The organism is Haloprofundus salinisoli, assembly GCF_020097815.1.
In the GTDB taxonomy this organism is placed as follows: domain Archaea; phylum Halobacteriota; class Halobacteria; order Halobacteriales; family Haloferacaceae; genus Haloprofundus; species Haloprofundus salinisoli.
This window is the reverse complement of sequence record NZ_CP083663.1, coordinates 2,789,648-2,806,707: the sequence shown is the minus strand read 5'-3', so window position 1 is coordinate 2,806,707 and position 17,060 is coordinate 2,789,648. Positions and strand designations below refer to the sequence as shown.

General features: G+C 65.3%; 19 protein-coding genes. 9 read left to right on the top strand and 10 right to left on the bottom strand.

What is annotated here, in order from left to right:
• Nucleotides 1–58 precede the first annotated feature (58 nt).
• From LAQ73_RS14765 to LAQ73_RS14755, 3 genes are all read right to left on the bottom strand, one after another.
• Nucleotides 59–1,606: a hypothetical protein gene (locus LAQ73_RS14765; protein WP_224269021.1), complete on the bottom strand. Its 1,548-nt coding sequence runs from the start codon at nucleotides 1,604–1,606 to the stop codon at nucleotides 59–61.
• A gap of 144 nt (nucleotides 1,607–1,750) precedes the next feature.
• Entirely contained in the window at nucleotides 1,751–2,584 is an 834-nt protein-coding gene (locus tag LAQ73_RS14760; RefSeq protein ID WP_224269020.1) for an MBL fold metallo-hydrolase, read from the bottom strand.
• 47 nt (nucleotides 2,585–2,631) lie between these two features.
• Nucleotides 2,632–3,705: a phosphotransferase family protein gene (locus LAQ73_RS14755; RefSeq protein WP_224269019.1), complete on the bottom strand. Its 1,074-nt coding sequence runs from the start codon at nucleotides 3,703–3,705 to the stop codon at nucleotides 2,632–2,634.
• A gap of 365 nt (nucleotides 3,706–4,070) precedes the next feature.
• Here LAQ73_RS14755 and LAQ73_RS14750 point away from each other — a divergent pair, with 365 nt between their 5' ends.
• On the top strand, nucleotides 4,071–4,559 hold the full coding sequence (locus tag LAQ73_RS14750) for a hypothetical protein (RefSeq protein WP_224269018.1): 489 nt from the start codon (nucleotides 4,071–4,073) through the stop codon (nucleotides 4,557–4,559).
• A gap of 162 nt (nucleotides 4,560–4,721) precedes the next feature.
• Nucleotides 4,722–5,126 (top strand): helix-turn-helix domain-containing protein, encoded by a 405-nt coding sequence (locus tag LAQ73_RS14745; protein WP_224269017.1) that lies wholly within the window; start codon nucleotides 4,722–4,724, stop codon nucleotides 5,124–5,126.
• Between the two features lie 76 nt (nucleotides 5,127–5,202).
• On the opposite strand, the gene LAQ73_RS14740 is transcribed toward LAQ73_RS14745, so the two are convergent.
• A complete protein-coding gene (locus LAQ73_RS14740; protein WP_224269016.1) occupies nucleotides 5,203–5,766 on the bottom strand; it encodes a type 1 glutamine amidotransferase domain-containing protein in 564 nt (187 codons plus the stop codon).
• A 118-nt stretch (nucleotides 5,767–5,884) separates the two neighbouring features.
• On the opposite strand from LAQ73_RS14740, the gene LAQ73_RS14735 reads away from it, so the two are divergent.
• Nucleotides 5,885–6,640 (top strand): NAD-dependent protein deacylase, encoded by a 756-nt coding sequence (locus LAQ73_RS14735; RefSeq protein WP_224269015.1) that lies wholly within the window; start codon nucleotides 5,885–5,887, stop codon nucleotides 6,638–6,640.
• A 23-nt stretch (nucleotides 6,641–6,663) separates the two neighbouring features.
• Here LAQ73_RS14735 and LAQ73_RS14730 read toward each other — a convergent pair whose 3' ends face one another.
• Nucleotides 6,664–7,653 carry a DUF7972 family membrane protein gene (locus tag LAQ73_RS14730; protein ID WP_224269014.1) on the bottom strand — a complete coding sequence of 330 codons (990 nt, stop codon included), beginning with the start codon at nucleotides 7,651–7,653 and terminating at the stop codon, nucleotides 6,664–6,666.
• 121 nt (nucleotides 7,654–7,774) lie between these two features.
• Between LAQ73_RS14730 and LAQ73_RS14725 the strand changes: the two genes are divergently transcribed.
• Together LAQ73_RS14725 and LAQ73_RS14720 are read left to right on the top strand one after the other, a co-directional pair.
• Nucleotides 7,775–8,548: an SDR family NAD(P)-dependent oxidoreductase gene (locus LAQ73_RS14725; protein WP_224269013.1), complete on the top strand. Its 774-nt coding sequence runs from the start codon at nucleotides 7,775–7,777 to the stop codon at nucleotides 8,546–8,548.
• Nucleotides 8,549–8,602: 54 nt separating this feature from the next.
• Nucleotides 8,603–9,640, top strand: coding sequence for a hypothetical protein (locus LAQ73_RS14720; protein ID WP_224269012.1), 1,038 nt, complete (start codon nucleotides 8,603–8,605; stop codon nucleotides 9,638–9,640).
• 80 nt (nucleotides 9,641–9,720) lie between these two features.
• On the opposite strand, the gene LAQ73_RS14715 is transcribed toward LAQ73_RS14720, so the two are convergent.
• On the bottom strand, nucleotides 9,721–9,936 hold the full coding sequence (locus LAQ73_RS14715) for a hypothetical protein (protein ID WP_224269011.1): 216 nt from the start codon (nucleotides 9,934–9,936) through the stop codon (nucleotides 9,721–9,723).
• Nucleotides 9,937–10,029: 93 nt separating this feature from the next.
• Here LAQ73_RS14715 and LAQ73_RS17655 point away from each other — a divergent pair, with 93 nt between their 5' ends.
• Nucleotides 10,030–10,164: a hypothetical protein gene (locus LAQ73_RS17655; protein WP_255634881.1), complete on the top strand. Its 135-nt coding sequence runs from the start codon at nucleotides 10,030–10,032 to the stop codon at nucleotides 10,162–10,164.
• A gap of 30 nt (nucleotides 10,165–10,194) precedes the next feature.
• Here the strand turns inward: LAQ73_RS17655 and LAQ73_RS14710 are convergent, their stop codons facing one another.
• Together LAQ73_RS14710 and LAQ73_RS14705 are read right to left on the bottom strand one after the other, a co-directional pair.
• Nucleotides 10,195–11,805 carry a hydantoinase B/oxoprolinase family protein gene (locus tag LAQ73_RS14710; protein WP_224269010.1) on the bottom strand — a complete coding sequence of 537 codons (1,611 nt, stop codon included), beginning with the start codon at nucleotides 11,803–11,805 and terminating at the stop codon, nucleotides 10,195–10,197.
• Complete coding sequence (locus LAQ73_RS14705; RefSeq protein ID WP_224269009.1) at nucleotides 11,802–13,820, bottom strand: hydantoinase/oxoprolinase family protein; 2,019 nt, start codon at nucleotides 13,818–13,820, stop codon at nucleotides 11,802–11,804. The genes LAQ73_RS14710 and LAQ73_RS14705 overlap by 4 nt, the downstream gene beginning before the upstream one ends.
• Nucleotides 13,821–14,064: 244 nt before the next feature.
• Here LAQ73_RS14705 and LAQ73_RS14700 point away from each other — a divergent pair, with 244 nt between their 5' ends.
• From LAQ73_RS14700 to LAQ73_RS14690, 3 genes are all read left to right on the top strand, one after another.
• Nucleotides 14,065–14,523, top strand: coding sequence for an Lrp/AsnC family transcriptional regulator (locus LAQ73_RS14700; RefSeq protein WP_224269008.1), 459 nt, complete (start codon nucleotides 14,065–14,067; stop codon nucleotides 14,521–14,523).
• Between the two features lie 195 nt (nucleotides 14,524–14,718).
• Entirely contained in the window at nucleotides 14,719–15,003 is a 285-nt protein-coding gene (locus LAQ73_RS14695; protein ID WP_224269007.1) for a HalOD1 output domain-containing protein, read from the top strand.
• Nucleotides 15,003–15,152, top strand: a complete 150-nt coding sequence (locus tag LAQ73_RS14690; RefSeq protein WP_224269006.1) for a hypothetical protein — start codon at nucleotides 15,003–15,005, stop codon at nucleotides 15,150–15,152. Before LAQ73_RS14695 ends, LAQ73_RS14690 begins: the two co-directional genes overlap by 1 nt.
• A gap of 175 nt (nucleotides 15,153–15,327) precedes the next feature.
• Here the strand turns inward: LAQ73_RS14690 and LAQ73_RS14685 are convergent, their stop codons facing one another.
• Entirely contained in the window at nucleotides 15,328–15,870 is a 543-nt protein-coding gene (locus LAQ73_RS14685; RefSeq protein ID WP_224269005.1) for a DUF8173 domain-containing protein, read from the bottom strand.
• Between the two features lie 75 nt (nucleotides 15,871–15,945).
• Nucleotides 15,946–16,992 carry a diphthamide biosynthesis enzyme Dph2 gene (dph2, locus tag LAQ73_RS14680; protein WP_224269004.1) on the bottom strand — a complete coding sequence of 349 codons (1,047 nt, stop codon included), beginning with the start codon at nucleotides 16,990–16,992 and terminating at the stop codon, nucleotides 15,946–15,948.
• Between the last annotated feature and the right edge of the window lie 68 nt (nucleotides 16,993–17,060).

Sequence of the window (17,060 nt, the reverse complement as noted above, 5' to 3'; positions counted from 1 at the left end):
CGTAAACCGATTACGTTTCGGGAGATTCTCCAACGAACTCGTGTCCGGGTCGACGGGGCTACTGTTCGCCGCCGAAGACGCTACTGAGACGGTCGCGGAACGAATCGAGCGCTTCGAGTTCCTGACGAATCAGTTCGAGTTCGGCCTCCAGTTCGGCGCGTTCGTCCGCGCTCAGTTCCTCGACGGAGACGAGCTGCGAATCGAGGTCCGCGAGGTCGCTTCTGACCTCACCCATCTCGTCGTCGAGCGATTCGACGCCGGCGTCGACGCTGGCGACACGCTCGTCGACGCCGTCGAGGCGACCCGAAACGTCGTCGACCGTCGACGCCAGGTCGGTGCGGTCCTCCCGCAACGCGGCGACGTCAGTCTCCAATTTATCGGCCGTTGCGGACAGCGACTCCAGTTCCCCGCGGAGGTCGGTGACGAGTTCGTCGGCGGTCCCGTTCTCGTCGAGGAACGTCTCGAGCGCGTCCGAATACGCTTTGAGGTCGTCCATCTGCGATTGGAGGCGACGAATCCGGACGTCGACGCTTCGCGGAAGCCCGAGATCGAGTTCGTCGCGGAGGAGTTCGAGGTCCTCGTCGTCGACGTCCCCCGACCGAATCTCGTCGGCGAGCGCCGCAGCCACACCCGTCTGCGGGGACGGTGCGGCGTCGGCGGCGACTGCGGCGACCGGAGTCGCTTCCACTTCGGCGTCCGGGGCCGGCGTCTCGTCCGACACTTCGTCGAACTGTGTGCCGAGCGGGGTTGCGTCCGACTGGCGGGCGACGACCGCTGCGGTGAGATCCGACGACAGCGAACGTGGAACCGGCGTGCTCTCGTCGACGGATTCACTCGACTCGACCGACTCATCCGCTTCGTCGGAAGTCGAAAGCGGGTCTTCGAGTGCCAGCGGTTCAGGCTCGTCGTCGGTGTCGGTCGTCTCAACCGGTTCGTCTGTCGTCTCAGCCGGTTCGTCCGTCGTCTCCGTCGATTCGCCGGTCGTCTCCGGCGGTTCCTCGGCGATCTCCGGTACCTCCGACAGCGGGTCGTCCGCGAGAGGGTCTTCGAGTGCCAACGGTTCCGGGGCGTCTGCGTCGTCCGCCGCGGGGTCGGACGACTCTGAGGTATCGAGGCCGGCGGCCACGGGGTCGTCGGCTTCCAGTCCGGGCAGTGCGGTCGCCTCGTCGGCGAGTACGTTCCGAACCACCTCGGAGCGGTCGTCTCCGACGACGGATTCGACGGTGTCACCCTCGTCACCGGGGACGATAGTCTCCAGCATCGGTTCGGTGAGAAACGCCGAAACGTCCTCCTCGTCGTCGACCCGAATGCCGTAAACGGTCAGGACCTCCTCGTCGGGGTCGAGCGAGCGCTCGTACTCGACGAACTGGTCCTCGTACGCCGTCCAGTTCGCGCTCTCGTAGTCGGGGTGAAAGCCGATACGCTCCATCGAGAACGACTCGGGGATGTCGTCGGAGAGTCGCACGTCGACGACGTCGTCTCGTTCCGATCGAATGACGAACTTGATAGCCGGGACCGGAAACTCGTCGGCCGCGAACGTCTTCTCGAGGCTCACCCCGCCCGCCGAGACGGTCACCGTTCCTTCGTGGTCTGGCTCTTGACTCATCTACCCGGGTATCCCGGAGACAGTACATAAAACAACCGGCAAAAATGCTGGTATCAACGACGGTCTTCGAATCGAACGAGTGGGACGCGAGTTCGCCGAAGCGGAACGCGAGCGAGAACCGAAGAGAACGGAGAAGACGAAACCTTAGAGGTCGACTCGATCGCCGATAGAGACGATAGTCAACGCTTTCGGATACGTGTAGCTGGCGGCGTGTTTGTACAGCGCCGTCGGGTCGGCGGTCATCCCGCGCCACATGTCCCAGTGGCTCGGCAGGAGACGGTCGAACTGTAGGCTGCTTGCCGCCTCGATGATCTCGTTTTCGGTGCTGTACCACTTCGTTCGGACCATCTCGCCGGTCTCCTTGTTCGGGATGTTGCCGATAGAGCCGAACGCGAGAATACCGAGGTCGATGTCGTACTTTTCGCCGATGTCGTCGAAGGCGTCGCTCGGCTTGGTGTCTCCCCCGTGGAAGATAGTGCCCGCGTCGTGTTCGATGACGTAGCTCACCGGGTGCGTCGCGTCCGCGTCGGCGGCGAGTTCGACGTGGACCGTGAACTCGCCGACCTCGAACGTGTCTCCCTCCGAAACCTCGGTGAACTGGTCGTCGCTGACGTCCCAGACGCTCGTCCAGTTCTCCTCCTCGTGGGCGACGGCGAGCGTATCGTCGGGGGCGTAGAACTCCGCGCCCGTGTTTTCGAGAATCGGCGCTTGACTCGGACCGTGGACGTGGTCAGTGTGTTCGTGGGTTGCGAGAATCGCATCGGCTTCTTCGATGTCATCGGGGTCGAACGGAACCGGAATCATTCGGATCGTCCGCGGCGGGTCGCCGACGCCGACGTACGGGTCGACCAACAGCGTCGTACCCCCACTTCCTTTGATGACGAAGCCGTTACAACCGAGATACCAGACGGCGACAGTCTCGGGTTCGGCCGTCGCGACGGCGCGCGGCAGCCAGTCACCCCAGTCACTACTGGTCATACCTCTTCATCCACGGGAGGCGGACTAAGTGTTGTGGACTCCGGCGGTTACAGCGGTTCGTCGCCCTCGATGATGCCCATTGCTCGGTCGGCGAGCGCGGGCACCTGCGTCTCCATCTGCGGATAGAGGTCGTCGTCGGAGTTGCCTTCGAGATAGCGCCGGAAGAACATCTCGCCGAGCGCCGCGAGTTTGTACACCGCCAGCGTCCGATAGAAGCGGTCGTGTTCGTACTCGAATCCGGTCGCCTCCTCCCACCGAGAGACGAGTTCGCGGCGGGTCGAATACTCCGGGTGTTCCATGAACGTCGTCGTCAGGTCCGGAACCGCCGGGTCGGGGTCGTCGGCGTCGCGCCAGTACGAGAGCATCCACCCCACGTCAGTCCGCGGGTCACCGAGCGTCGACAGCTCCCAGTCGAAGACGGCGCTGATCTCCGGGGGCGTCCCGGGCGCGTACATCACGTTGTCGAGCTTGTAATCCCCGTGGACGAGCGTGTGCGGATACGCCTCCGGGACGTTGTCGTCGAGCCACGACATCACGTCGTAGAGGACGGGCACCTCTCGTTCCTCGGTCGTTTTCGAAAAGGCCCACGTCAACTGTTCGGACCATCTCTTCACTTGGCGTTCGGTGAATCCGTCGGGGTAGCCGAACTCGCCGAGACCGATGGACTCCGGATCCACGGCGTGAATCGTCGAGAGGGTGTCGACGAGTTCCGTCCCGATTCGTTTGCGGTAGTCGGTGGTGTCGAACCGGTCGGGTTCGGACTCGCGGAGCACGTCGCCGTCGATGCGTTCCATCACGTAGAAATCGCTGCCGAGCACATCGTGGTCCTCGCAGGCGAGAACCGTCGTCGCCAGCGGGACGTCGGTTTCTTGGAGCGCGTCCATCACTCGATACTCCCGAAGGACGTCGTGGGCGCTGGACGCCGTCTCCCCCGGCGGCGGGCGGCGAATCACGAGTTCGCGGTCGCCCCACGTGACGAACAGCGTCTCGTTGGAGTGTCCTTCTTGGTGGTGGTCGACGGCGTACGCGTCGTCGTCGACGGGACCGAGTTCCGCGGCGAGATACTCGCGGAGGCGTTCGGGGTCGACGAGGCGGGTGAAGTAGTCGCCCTCGCGTGTCATGCGCGTACACGCGCACCCGAAGCATGAATAACTGTGCGTCGAGGGTGGGCACAGAGAGTCAGCTCGAACGGGATCGGTCGCATTCTATCGAGTTCGAGCGGATTCGGCTGAGAATTCGAACGACGAACGGAGAGACGGCGTCTGTCCACCCACATATACACCGTATGTCGATATACTAAATCGGGTGGTCCACCCATGAGTCCGAAGACGAGCCGGTCGCTCGCTTTCACCCGCGAGAGAGACAGTGTATCGGGGACACGAGGTCCGGCACGTCGTTTTGGCCGCTCGACTCGGCATCGTCTATCCGTCCGAACGCGAAAATCGAACCGCAGAACGTATTTATCAGGTCGCGGACGAGGGCAGACATGTATCGTCGCGGGTTCCTCTGTTCGCTGGGTCTGCTCGCGGCGTCGAGTTTCACGGCGTGTCTCGACCGGATCCCGTTCTCGGAGCGGACGACGACGCTCGGCAGACTCACCGTTAGCAATCACGACAGCGATTCCGGTCACGAGTTCTCCCTCCGAGTCGAGCGCGACGGGACGGTGGTTCACGAGTCGGCTCACTCGGTCGAACGGATGGAACAGAACCGGCTTCCGGGCGCAATCGCCGACTGTACGTGGAGCCCCGTCGCCGGTAGGTACGTCGTGTCCGCCCGAGTCGACCGCGGAGAGTGGCACGAGTTCGACCTGCTGGAGCAGACCGACCAGTCGCCCGAATGCGTCGTCACCTCGGTGCACTACGAACCCGGCCCCAACACCGACCAACCGGTGTACGTTATCGTTCGGGCCGACTGTGACCGGTACGCCGGGGCGGTCGGGCGCTGTCCGACGAACGAATCGAACGGGAACCGATAGCCGAACGGTCGTGGACAGTTTCGCGCATACGCGCTCAGCGCCACCGTTTCGAGACGGTGAGTCTCGGGCCCGTCGACCGCGGTTTGGGCCGGTTCGCCGCGGTCAGTATTGTACCGACTATGCAAACGGTTTTGGGCGCGCGTCGCCTACCGTCGCCAAGCGATGGCGAACTCGATGGGCGAGATGCTCCGACAGGATATGCAGTGTGAGGAACTGCTGGAGTGTTTTCACGACCTTAAGGAGATAGACAAGGACGTCTTCCGACTGCTGAACGAGACCGAAGACCCCCTCACAGTCGACGAAATCGCCGACGAAATCGACCGCGAACGGTCGACGGCGTACCGCTCGGTCCAGCGACTGCTCCAGGCCGGCTTCCTGCAGAAAGAGCAGGTGAACTACGAACAGGGCGGGTACTACCACGTCTACCGCCCGCGCAACGCCGACGAGATCGCACAGGAGATGCAGCGGATGCTCAACGACTGGTACGCCAAGGTGGGCCAACTCATCGGCGAGTTCAACGAGAAGTACGCCGAGGAGCCGCCTCGCTCGCCGCCGGTCGAGAGCTAACGCCGCGATACTTCCCCGTCCGCTCGTCGGCGAACCGCCCCTCGGTCCGGTAGGGGGAAATCCGACGCGACCGTGTTCAGTCGCGTTCGTGCTGTCCTTCCTCGAACTCCTCGACGATTTTCTCGCAGAAGGCGTCGAGGTCGTCCGGGTTCCGACTGGTCACGACGCCCGCGTCGACGACGACCTCCTCGTCGACCCACTCGCCGCCCGCGTTGCGGATGTCTGTCTGCAGGCTGGGGTAGGAGGTGAGCGTCGCCCCGTCGACGACGTTCGCCTCGACGAGCGTCCACGGGCCGTGACAGATGACGCCGATGGGCTTGTCGGCGTCGAACATCTCGCGGACGAACGTCACCGCCTCGTCGTCGGCGCGGAGTCGGTCCGCCCCGACGCAACCGCCGGGGACGACGAGCGCATCGTACTCCTCGGCGGAGACCTCCGAGAACGTCGTGTCCACCTCGAAGCTGTCGCCCTCGTCGAGGTCGTTGTTGACCGCCTGCGCCTCGTCGGTCTCGCTGCTGACGACGTCGACGGTGGCTCCGGCGTCCTCGACGGCCTGCTTGGGTTCGGTGAACTCGACCTGTTCGGTACCCCGCTGTGCGATGAAGAGCGCGACGTTCGTGTCGGTGAGTTCGTCTGCCATCGTGGAAAACGACGGCTGCCAGCCGTGTAAACCACGGGGCGACAAATACAAGTCCGGCCGTCGGGCGCTTCGACGTTCGAGCACTTTCTTCTCGCTCCGTCTCGAAGTCGCCACCCTGATGGACCGACTCGCCGAACTCGCCTCCGAGCTCCACGACGCCGACGGTACCGTCGCACTCACCGGCGCAGGTATCAGCGTTCCCTCCGGCATCCCGCCGTTCCGCGGCGACGGCGGTATCTGGGGCGAGCAGTTCGACCCCGCAGCGTTTCACATCCGCCGATTCGAGCGCGACCCTGCCGGCTTCTGGACCGACCGCCTCGAACTCCACGACGCGATGCGGCCGCCGGACGTCGAACCGAACGCCGGCCACGACGCGCTGTCGACGCTCGAACGCGAGGGGTTCCTCGACGCCGTCGTGACGCAGAACACCGACGGACTCCACACCGAAGCGGGAAGCAGACGAGTCGTCGAGCTACACGGCAACGCCGAACGCGTCGTCTGCTCGCGGTGTGGGGAGAACGCGGCCGCCGACCCGGTCAGACAGCGTGTCCGTGACGGCGAGAATCCGCCCCGCTGCGACTGCGGCGGCGTCTGGAAACCGGACGTGGTGCTGTTCGGCGAGCAACTCGACCCGGCGACGCTCACCGAGGCGCGCGAACTGGCCGAGGGGAGCGACGTGTTCCTCGCTATCGGGTCGTCGCTGCAGGTCGAACCCGCCGCGTCGTTGCCGCTGACGGCCGCGCGGGGCGGAACGCTCGCGGTCGTGAACTTGGAGGAGACGTCCGCGGACGGGCAGGCCGAGTACGTCTTCCGACGGGACGTGACCGACGTGCTGCCCGAACTCGTCCGCGCCGTCGAGGCGCTCGACGCTTGAGCGGACTCCGAACGCGACGGTTCTCACGCCTCCTGTTTCGGCGTCGTGAACGGTATCGTCGCCGAGGTCCGTTGCGTGACCGTCGCCGTCCGGAGGATGTACGAGAACAGCACGACGAGCGGGACGAGCCCGACCACGGCGGCCACCGGAAAGACGAGTTCGCGGACCAGTTGGGGAATGACGCTCTGCAGTGCCGTCAGCCACAGTAAGACGAGGATGCAGAGCGCCTCCGCCGGAACGCCGACGTAGAGGAGCGTCCGCGAGAGCGACGAGAGTTCGTCCTGTAGGTAGACGGTCTTGAAGTACTGCCGCGCGATGTCGACGTCTTCGAGTCTGTCGACGAGGCGGTCCAGCGCCGCGTCGGTCTCGTCGGTGAGGTCGTACTGCTCTCTAATCGTCCGCGCGCGGTGTATCTGCTCGGCGTAGTTCGTGGTCAGCGTCGCAGAGAGTGCCTGAAACGGGCTTTCGTCGGCGTTCTCGGTAAGGTCGACAACCGAGTCGACGTGTCTCGTCACCGACGTGACGAGGTCGTCTATCTCCTCCCACGCGTCGTCGTTCCCGGAGCCGACGGCGAGGCCGCCGAGTCGCTGGGCGTCCCGCCGCGTGTTCTCCATCAGCAGGTTGAGAAACGCCGTCGGGCGGACGGGTGCGACGCGGCCGGCCGCGTCCTCGACGCGGCGCTTGAACGCCCCGGTGCTCTCTATCTGGGATTCGAGTTCTCCCGGCGTCTGCAGCGCCCGCGACAGCAGCAGTTGGTTGATGGAGACGACGACGGTGACGAGCGTGAGATTTCCGCTTATCAGCCCGCCGAACACGTAGTAGACCGGCTGGAGCCGTCGGAACTTGACCACTTCGAGCGCGACGAAGAAGTAGACTGTCAGCAGCAACCCCAACAGAACGACCGCCGACAACGCGGCTCTGTTTCCGCGGAGGAGGACCCAGTCGCGCAGTCGCTCGGTAGTTGACCGCTCGTCTAACAGCGACAGGCCGTCGTCGGAATCCGTCTCGGTCATGGCGTGAGTGTGGTCCTACGACCTGGCGGAAGAAAGTTGGTCGTCCGGTGGCGGAGTGGAGCCGACGCCGAGCCGTGGAGTCGCTGCCACTTTTATCACGGCCGCCGCCGACAGGGGTTCTATGTCCACTGACAGGTTCAGCGTCACCGGACGGACCGCCATCGTCACCGGATCGTCGAGTGGCATCGGGAAAGCCATCGCGGAGACGTTCGCCGCCGACGGCGCGAACGTCGTCGTCTGCTCGCGCGAACAGGAGAACGTCGACCCGGTCGCCGAGGGAATCCGCGAGGCGGGCGGGTCGGCGCTGGCCGTCGAGTGCGACGTCACCGACCGCGACGCCGTCGAGGCGCTCGTCGAAGCGACCGTCGAGCAGTTCGGCGGCGTCGACGCGCTCGTGAACAACGCGGGCGCGTCGTTCATGTCCTCGTTCGAGGACATCTCACCGAACGGGTGGGGCACCATCGTCGACATCAACCTCACCGGGACGTTTCACTGCACGCAGGTCGCCGGCGAGCACATGCGCCAGAACGGCGGCGGCAGCGTCATCAACCTCTCCAGCGTCGCCGGGCAGCAGGGGTCGCCGTACATGACCCACTACGGCGCGGCGAAGGCGGGCATCATCAACCTCACCACCTCGCTGGCGTACGAGTGGGCCGACCACGACGTGCGCGTCAACTGCATCGCCCCCGGGTTCGTCGCCACACCCGGCGTCGAGAGCCAGATGGGCGTCTCCGGGGACGACATCGACCGCGACGAGGTGAAACGGCGCATCGGCCTCAGCGAAGAAATCGCGGACATTGCACAATTTTTGGCCGCCCCCGCCTCCTCGTACGTCGTCGGCGAGACCATCACCGCCCGCGGCGTCCCCGACGTGATGGAGACGCCGGATATCTGACCGAGGACCGTACCAACCACGAAGTATTTGTCACCCGGCCGACGAACCACCGGCGTGCAACGCAGAGCCCTCCTCGCGTCGCTCGGTTCCCTCAGCGTCGCCGGCTGTATCAGCGGCGGCGACTCCGGAAGGTCACAGACGACCCGAACGACTCGTCGAACACAGTCCACATCGTTGCCGTCGCCAACGACCGAATCTTCGACCAAGACGGACCGACCCACTACCACCGCCGCCGACCCACCCGAGAACGTCGGTATCGCCCCCACCGATTCGGACTGTCCGGCACCGGAGAACGCCGACCGCGTCGTCTGCGCAGGCGAGACGGACCTTAACGACGCGCCGCTCCCGTTCTCGGCGTCGACGACAAGTGGGTCGCTCCCGGAAGCAACGTTCAAGTTCACACTCCGGAACCGTTCGGCGGCCCGGTTCGACATCAACTTCTACGCGTGGCGAATGTGGAAGCGGGTCAACGGCGAGTGGTTTCACGTCGCTCCACGCGGGTGGCCCCAACCACTGATGATGATGCGCCCGGGCGACTCCCACTCGTGGTCGGTGACACTGGAAAGGGACCTACCGAACCCCGGGATGGCCCGCTGTTGTTCGGGTGGCGGAACTAAGGGAGGAACGCTCGGCGGGTTTGGCGGCGGCGAGTACGCTTTCCTCACCGACGGCTGGTTCGCCGGTGACTCCGGGCGGCGAATCGCCCTCGTCGCCCGGTTCGAACTCGCGGGCGACCCGCTCGTTCTCGAACCGGCGAAGATCGAAACGTGGGCTCGTGAGGGCGATACGGTCACGGTCCGGTCCGGATACGACGACGGAGACGGCGAGATGGCGACGCTGGTCGTGACGCGAACCGACGCCGACCCCGACCGGACGCTGATTCCCGAGCAAGCCGTTCGAGACTATCGCCTCCGGAACACGCTCCCGTTTTTCGACGACGGTGTCCGACAGGTTCGATTCCGACAGCGCGAGGGAACGGTCCCACCGTTCGGTGTGAACGATTCGTTCGTCGTCGTCTACGGCGGCGAGCGGTTCCGGGTGTCTGTCGAGAGCGACTCCGAAAAGACAACGTCGGACGAAAGCCCGGAGTAGCAGGGGGCACGTCGGTCGCCTATCCAATCCAGGGCGTCCCCGACGTGATGGAGACGCCGGACGTCTGAGTGGGGCCGGAGTCAGTCGGGCCGGTTCGTCTCGTCGCCGCCGAGAAGCGAGTCGACGACTCTAAACAGCAGGTAGAACGGCAGCAACGGGAACGTCAACACGGCGATGAACGCACCGATGATGCCCCCGATGAGCCCCATCTCGGCGTCCGGGGTGAAGTTTCGCTGTCGGGAAATCTGGTCGTTCTCGTCGCTCGGCTGGTCGCTGTCCGGCGGTGCGCGAGACATGTTCGAACGTCGGGGGCGCGACCGGATGACTCCTGACGTGGGAAATACAAGCGGACAAACGAGGGGCGTGGCGACAGACGGTTCGAACGAACCATGGCGATGTGTCCAATCTGCGAGTCGCTGGTTGACGAGAACAATCCGCCCACGCAGGGTCACTACCAGGGCGAGACGTACTACTTCTGCAGCGTCGAACACCAGTCGGAGTTCGAGGACGAACACATCCAGTGAACCGAACGCGGGCGGACAGCCGCCCGTAAACTACTCGCTCGTTTTTCCGTCGGCTCGGTCGCGCTCTCGCGCCGCCGGGTCACGGTCCTCGGGATCACCGTAGCCGCCGCCACCGGGCGTCCGCACGGTGACCGTCGTCCCCGCCGGAATCTCCCGAGTGGTCTTCGCCGGTACGAGGTCGTCGCCGACGAGGTTCTCGCCGACTGCACCTGGTTGGCCGCCGGCGACGCCCGCGGGAGCGGTGCGCCGGCGTTCGGTAAGCAGCGAGACGGTGGCGTCGACGCCGACGGTGACGGCGCGTTCGATACCGAGACCGCCGCGAAACTCGCCGTCGCCGCCGCTGTCGGGGCGGAGCGCGTAGCGCTCGACGCGCAGGGGGTACTCGGCCTCCATCGCCTCGACGGGCGTGTTCAGCGTGTTCGTCATCCCGACCTGGACGCCGTCCATCCCGTCCTTCGTCGGCCGCGCGCCGAACCCGCCCGCGATGGTCTCGTAGTAGGTGAACCCGCCGGCCTCGCGGTTGCCGAGGATGAGGTTGTTCATCGTCCCTTGTCCCTGCGCGGGGACGCGGTCGGGGGCGGCGTCGGCGAGCGCGGCGAACACCACGTCGGTGACGCGCTGGCTCGTCTCGACGTTGCCGCCGACGACGGCCGCCGGCGGTACGGGGTTCAGCAGCGACCCCTCGGGCGCGGAGACCGAGATGGGGTCGTAGCAGCCCTGGTTCGGCGGGATGTCGGGGTCGGTCACCGCGCGGACGACGAAGTAGACGGCGCTCTTGGCGACCGCTAAGGGCGCGTTCACGTTGCCCGCGACCTGGTCGGCGGTGCCCGAGAAGTCGATGCGAACCTCGCTACCGCTGATTTCGACTTCGACCTCGATGGGGACGTCGTCGTCTGTGATTCCGTCGCCCTCCATCGCGTCGGTCGCGCGGTAGATGCCGTCGGGGAGGTCGGCCAGTTCGGCGGTGATGCGCTGCCGCGAGTAGTCGATGACCGCGTCGAAGGCGGCGAGGAGTCGCTCGCGGCCGTGTTCGTCGACGAGGTCCGACATCCGGGACTGCGCGCGGTCGTTGGCCGCGATCTGCGCGCGGAAGTCGGCGCGGCGCTCGCTCGGACTGCGGACGTTCGCCAGCAGGAGGTCCATCACGTCGTCGACGACCTCTCCCTCGGAGACGAGTCGGACGGGCGGCAAGCGGAGGCCCTCCTGGAAGATTTCGCGCGCCCCGGCGGGCATGCTCCCGGGCGTCATCCCGCCCACGTCGGCGTGGTGGGCGCGGGAGACCGCGTAGCCGAGAATCTCGCCGTCGACGGCGACGGGCGAGACCATCGTCACGTCCGGCAGGTGCGTGCCGCCCTCGAACGGGTCGTTGAGGACGAAGACGTCGCCCGGTTTCGGATTTCGGTCAAGGATGGCCGCGACGGAGGCGGGCATCGCGCCGAGGTGGACCGGGATGTGCTCGGCCTGCGCGACGAGTCGACCCCCGGCGTCGAACAGCGCCGTCGAACAGTCGCGCCGCTCCTTGATGTTCGGCGAGTACGACGACGTGATGAGCACTTGTCCCATCTCCTCGGCGACGCCCTCCAACTGGTTGCGGACGATTTCGAGCGTCACCGCGTCGATTTCGGCCTCGGGAGCGCTCACCGGCTTTCACCTCCCGTCGTGAGGACGACGGTGCCGTCGGCGTCGACCTCTCCCGACCACTCGGGCGGGACGACGGTGGTGCTCTCGTCCTGTTCGAGAACCGCCGGCCCCTCGAACGTCGCCCCCAGCGCGAACGCCTCGCGGTCGTAGACGGTCGCCTCGCGGAACTCGCCGTCGCCGCCGAAGCCGAAGAACGCCTCTCGGGACCCGCGTACGGGGTCGCCCGCGCCCTCGTATCCGATGGCGAGCGGGTCGCGCTCGACCGTCGCCGTCAGTCGGAGGTTGACGAGTTCGACGGGGTCGTCCAGGGCGTAGCCGTAGGCTTCCTCGTGGGCCGCGGTGAAGCGGTCGGCGACCGCCTCGGCGTCGAACTCGTCGCCGACGGGGACGGAGAGTTCGAAGCTCTGGCCGACGTAGCGGAGGTCGGCAACGCGGTCGATGGTCGCGTCGTCGGGAGTGGACACGTCCGCAAGCACGTCGGCGCGGAGGTCGTCGTACGCCGATTCGACGCTGTCGAGGTCGACGTCGTCGAGCGGTGTTCGAACGGTCCGGACCGAGTCGTGTTTCTCGTCCGCGGCGAGGAGGCCGTACGCCGAGAGCACGCCGCAGGCGCGCGGGACGACGACCGTCTCGACGCCCAACTCGTCGGCGAGCGCGGCGGCGTGCATCGGCCCCGCACCGCCGAAGGCGACGAGCACGAACTGTCTGGGGTCGTGGCCGCGCTCGACGGTGATCGTTCGGGTGGCGCGCGTCATGTTCGCGTTGGCGACGCGGTAGACGCCCTGTGCGGCCGCGAGCGCGTCGTCGAGGTCGGCGTCGTCGGCGAGCCGAGAGAGCGCCTCGCGGGCGGCCTCGACGTCGAGCGAGAGTTCGCCGCCGAGGGCGGTGTCCGCGCCGATGTAGCCGAGAACGACGTTCGCGTCGGTGACGGTCGGTCTCTCGCCGCCGCGACCGTACGACGCCGGGCCGGGGTTCGCGCCCGCCGACTCGGGACCGACGCGGAGCGCGCCGCCGGCGTCGACCCACGCGACGCTCCCGCCGCCCGCGCCGACGGTGTGAACGTCGACCATCGGTACGCGGATGGGGTGGCCGCTTATCTCGGCGTCGGTGGTTCGTTCGACTTCGCCGTCTCGGACGAGGCTCACGTCGCTGGAGGTGCCGCCCATATCGAAGGTGACGAGACCGCGGAGCGATTCCGAGGCTTCGACGGTCGCCCCCGCGCCGACGACGCCCGCGGCGGGTCCGGAAAGCGCCGTCGTGACGGCGTGTTCTCTCACCGTCGCGGCCGACGCGATACCGCCGTTCGACTGCATGATTCGCGGCGAGGGGACGCCGGCGTCGCTCGCCCGCGCTTCGAGGTGGCCGACGTAGGCGTCGATAGCCGGCGTGACGTAGGCGTCGACGGCAGTCGTCGACGTCCGCTCGTACTCGCGGAACTCCGCGAGCACCTCGTGAGAGGCGGAGACGGGCACGTCGAGTTCCTCGCGGAGTACCTCTGTGACCCGCTGTTCGTTCTCGGGGTGCGCGTAGGCGTGGAGCAACGAGACGGCGACGCTTTCGGCACCCGTGGCGTCGATGTCCCGGGCGAGTCTCCGAACCGCATCGGCGTCGACGGCGCGTTCGATTCCCTCGGTGGTCGCGCGCTCGTCGACCTCGAAGCGGCGGCGGCGGGGGACGAGCGGTTCCGGGAGTTCGGCGTCCAAATCGTAGAGGTTCGGTCGATTTTGCCGTCTGATTTCGAGCACGTCGCGGAAGCCCTCGGTGGTGACGAGCGCCGTCTTCGCGCCGTCGGATTCGAGCAGCGCGTTGACCGAGACGGTCATCGCGTGCGAGAACGCCCCGAGGTCGGCGGGGTCGATATCGGCCTCGGTACAGGCTTTCTCGATGCCCGCCATCACGCCGACGCTCTGGTCGTCGGTGCTCGGGACTTTCGCGGTGACGAGCGAGCCGTCGTCGGTCAGGAGGACGACGTCGGTGAACGTGCCGCCCACGTCGACGCCGATGTGTGAGGCCACTCAGCGTACCTCCCTGTAGGGACGGACTCGGTAATCGAACAGCATGCCAGAGATGTGCGTCCACGGAGCCAAGTAGTATTCCGTTCGCGTTGCTCGTCCGCGCTGCGTCGGGACGTGGTACGCCAGCGGGGGTGGAGTCGGAGCCGACGAGTCCGACGGTCGGCGGTCACCCCGTAATCACAGAATATCTGGCTTGTTATGACCAGTAAACACCTTTTTTATCGTTCGTCGAGCGTCTTTCGGTGTGACCGAGGACGAGCTCGATACGATAGACCACGAAATTCTCCACGCCTTGCAAGAAGACGCGCGAAACAACACGAACGCCGCCATCAGCGACCGCGTCGGCGTTTCCGCGAGCACGGTCGGAAAGCGGATCAAGCGCCTGGAGGAAGGTGAGGTCATCAAAGGATACCGTACCGAAATCGACTACGAGTTGGCCGGGCAACCGCTTCGAGTCCTGTTCATCTGTACCGCACCCATCGCCAATCGGAGTGCGCTCATAGAGAAGATACTCGAAATCAACGGCGTGGTGAACGTCCTCGAGATGATGACCGGCGAAGGCAACATCCACGTGCAGGTCGTCGGCGCGTCGAACCAGGACATCACCCGTATCGCGGAGACCATCGACAGCTACGATCTCGTCGTCAACGACGAGATACTCATCCGAAGCGAGCAATCACGTCCATCGACGCTTTTCGACTGAGTTCGGACACCAGTTCGGAGGGCCGGGTTCGGCGGCGGGGGACCGAAGAGGACGGGTCAGTATCTATCGGCGAGACAGGGGTCGTCGACAGATTCGCTCGAAACGCCAGAAACGTGCGCGTATCGGTTTCTTGCGACAGAGTCTAAACGTTCCCATCGATAAACTATATACTGAACTGAAGGCTGTATTACTCTCGTGAGCATCTCTGCCGAACACCGTTCCGAGAGTATTTGCGAGCAGATAGTCACGGCAGTCGCCGACCGCGAGAACGTCGACCCACTGGAGCTCTCCCCGCTGTATCACGCGCTCGGGTCGGAGCTGCGCCAATCGCTATTCGGGTTGGAATCCGAACGCACCCGCGAACCGTCGACGTCTCACACGTTCACCTACCACGGCTACGAGGTGACCGTCGACGGTGACTCGGTACAGGTCTCTCAACACCCGACCCGACAGGAGACAGAGTACCCGTCGCCGAGCTGATGTCGTACGAACTGACCTGCACTGGTTGTTCGTTCGAGAAGACGGTCGCAGGGAACACCGACGAGGTGTACGACGTAATCGAGAGTTACCAGACGAACTGCGGCGACGATCCGATGGTTCACCTCGTCGAGTTCGTGAAGACGGACTGAACAGGGGGCGGAGAACGGTCTCGAACACCGCGTCCGCAGACGATTTTGGAGTCGAACAGTAGTCGACCACGAGACATTTATGCGGCCGCTGTTTCGCGCGAAAGAGCCGTTACACTATCGAGTACGAAGGCGAGTACTACCGAATCAAGGGGAAAACGAGAACCCGAAAGCGAGTTCAGCGACCTTCGCGGAACTCGTTCACTATCGCGCCCACGCCCATCATCCCAAGGATGAAGTTCACCACGCCGCCGAGGATGGGAATCTGGGCGATAAGCGAGACGATGAGGACGCCGACGACGAGCGGTACGAACAGGTTGTCGCCGCTCGCGCTTCTCGTGACGGCCATACCGACCACGACGGCCACGATGGCGTTTCCGACGAGACCGAGGACGAGAAGCGCCGGAATCGTCACGATGAGCGTGATGAGGAGGATAGAGGCAACTACCAACCCAACAACGGTGAGAAGACCCCAGAGAAACGCCGAGACGGGGTTATTTCGGACGCGGGCGGTGGTCCGCCGGAGGTAGTTCGGCGCGACGGCGACGACGATACCGCCGATGACGAGGTTAATCGCGAGCGAGACAACGAAGCCCACGACGGGCGATATCTGTGGAGTACTCGGTGTCGAGGGCGGTTGCTGTGCGGCGACGACGCCGGTCAGCGCGGCGAGCGCGACCGTCGCCGACCCGGCGATGCGGAGGGTTCGTCTGGAGACCATACGTGAGAGAAAGAACAACGGTGTGAAATGTTTTGTGGAGTCAGAGACCGACGCCGAGTGAGGGGTAACCCGACCTCACCACGTGCCGTGGAACGTGTCGAACTCCAGATCTTCGAGCGGTTTGTTGCCGACGGCGATCTCGTACTCGCCGGGCGTCAGCATCGGCTTGTGGAAGCGCGGGCCGTCGTCGGTGGTGATACGCGGACAACCGGTGTTGACGAACGCGTCCATGTCGAAGTTACGCAGGCGGTCCGGCGTCACCTCGTCCATAGTGATGAGGTAGGCGTTGTCGTTGTTCTCGACGATCTCCTCGGCTTTCTCCCAGCGCCCCTGCCCGATTTTGGTGCAGAAGATGACGCCCCACTTGTCGGCGTCCATCGCGCGGTGGACCGCGCCGTAGCGCTGCTTGAGGAACTTTTCCGTATCTGCGAGGGTGACGACGTTGTTGACGGGGTCTGCGATGACGACGTTTTTGTCGGGGTGTTCCATCGCCAGACCGAGCGGGTGGAACTTCCCGCCGCCGACGTACAGCACCTGGTCGGCGTCGATGTCGGCGGAGGCGTAGTTGCAGCCCAAGACTTGGCCTTCGTGAGTGAGTCGGTCGTCGCCGCGTCGGGTGTGGACCTCGAAGCCGCGCGCTTCGAGCCACTCGCACATGTCCTCGAAGAGGTTCATGTGCTGGGCCGTCGTGACGAGGCCGACATCGGGATTTTCGGCGGGGTCGTCGAGTTCCTCCAGCGACTCCTCCATGATGGGGAAGGGATCGACGTTCGAGAAGAGGGGGACGTAGATGATCTTCTCCGACTCCTTCATCGGCGAGTGGCCGAAGTGGACGAACACGTCGGTGCGGCGCATCAGGTAGGTGTCGAGGTCGCACGCGCCGTAACACGGCTGTCCCGACAGGAGGAACGTCACGTCGTCGTCGCAGAGCTGTCGGAGGTCGTCGGCGACCGCCGGGCCGCGACGCTTGAGGCCTTCGGGGAACTGCAGTCCCACCTTCTTGGCGTCGCGCTCCTCGATGGCGTCGATGATTCGTTCGAGTTCGTAGTCCCACTCTCGGTCGTGGCGGAGGGCCATGCCCGTGTTCCGGAGATCCCCTTCGGAGAAGGCGTCCTGGCTCATTGGCCTCTCTTGCGTGCCGGGACGTTTAACCTCGGCGTTTCGGGGATTCGCTCAGCCCCGCGCCGCTC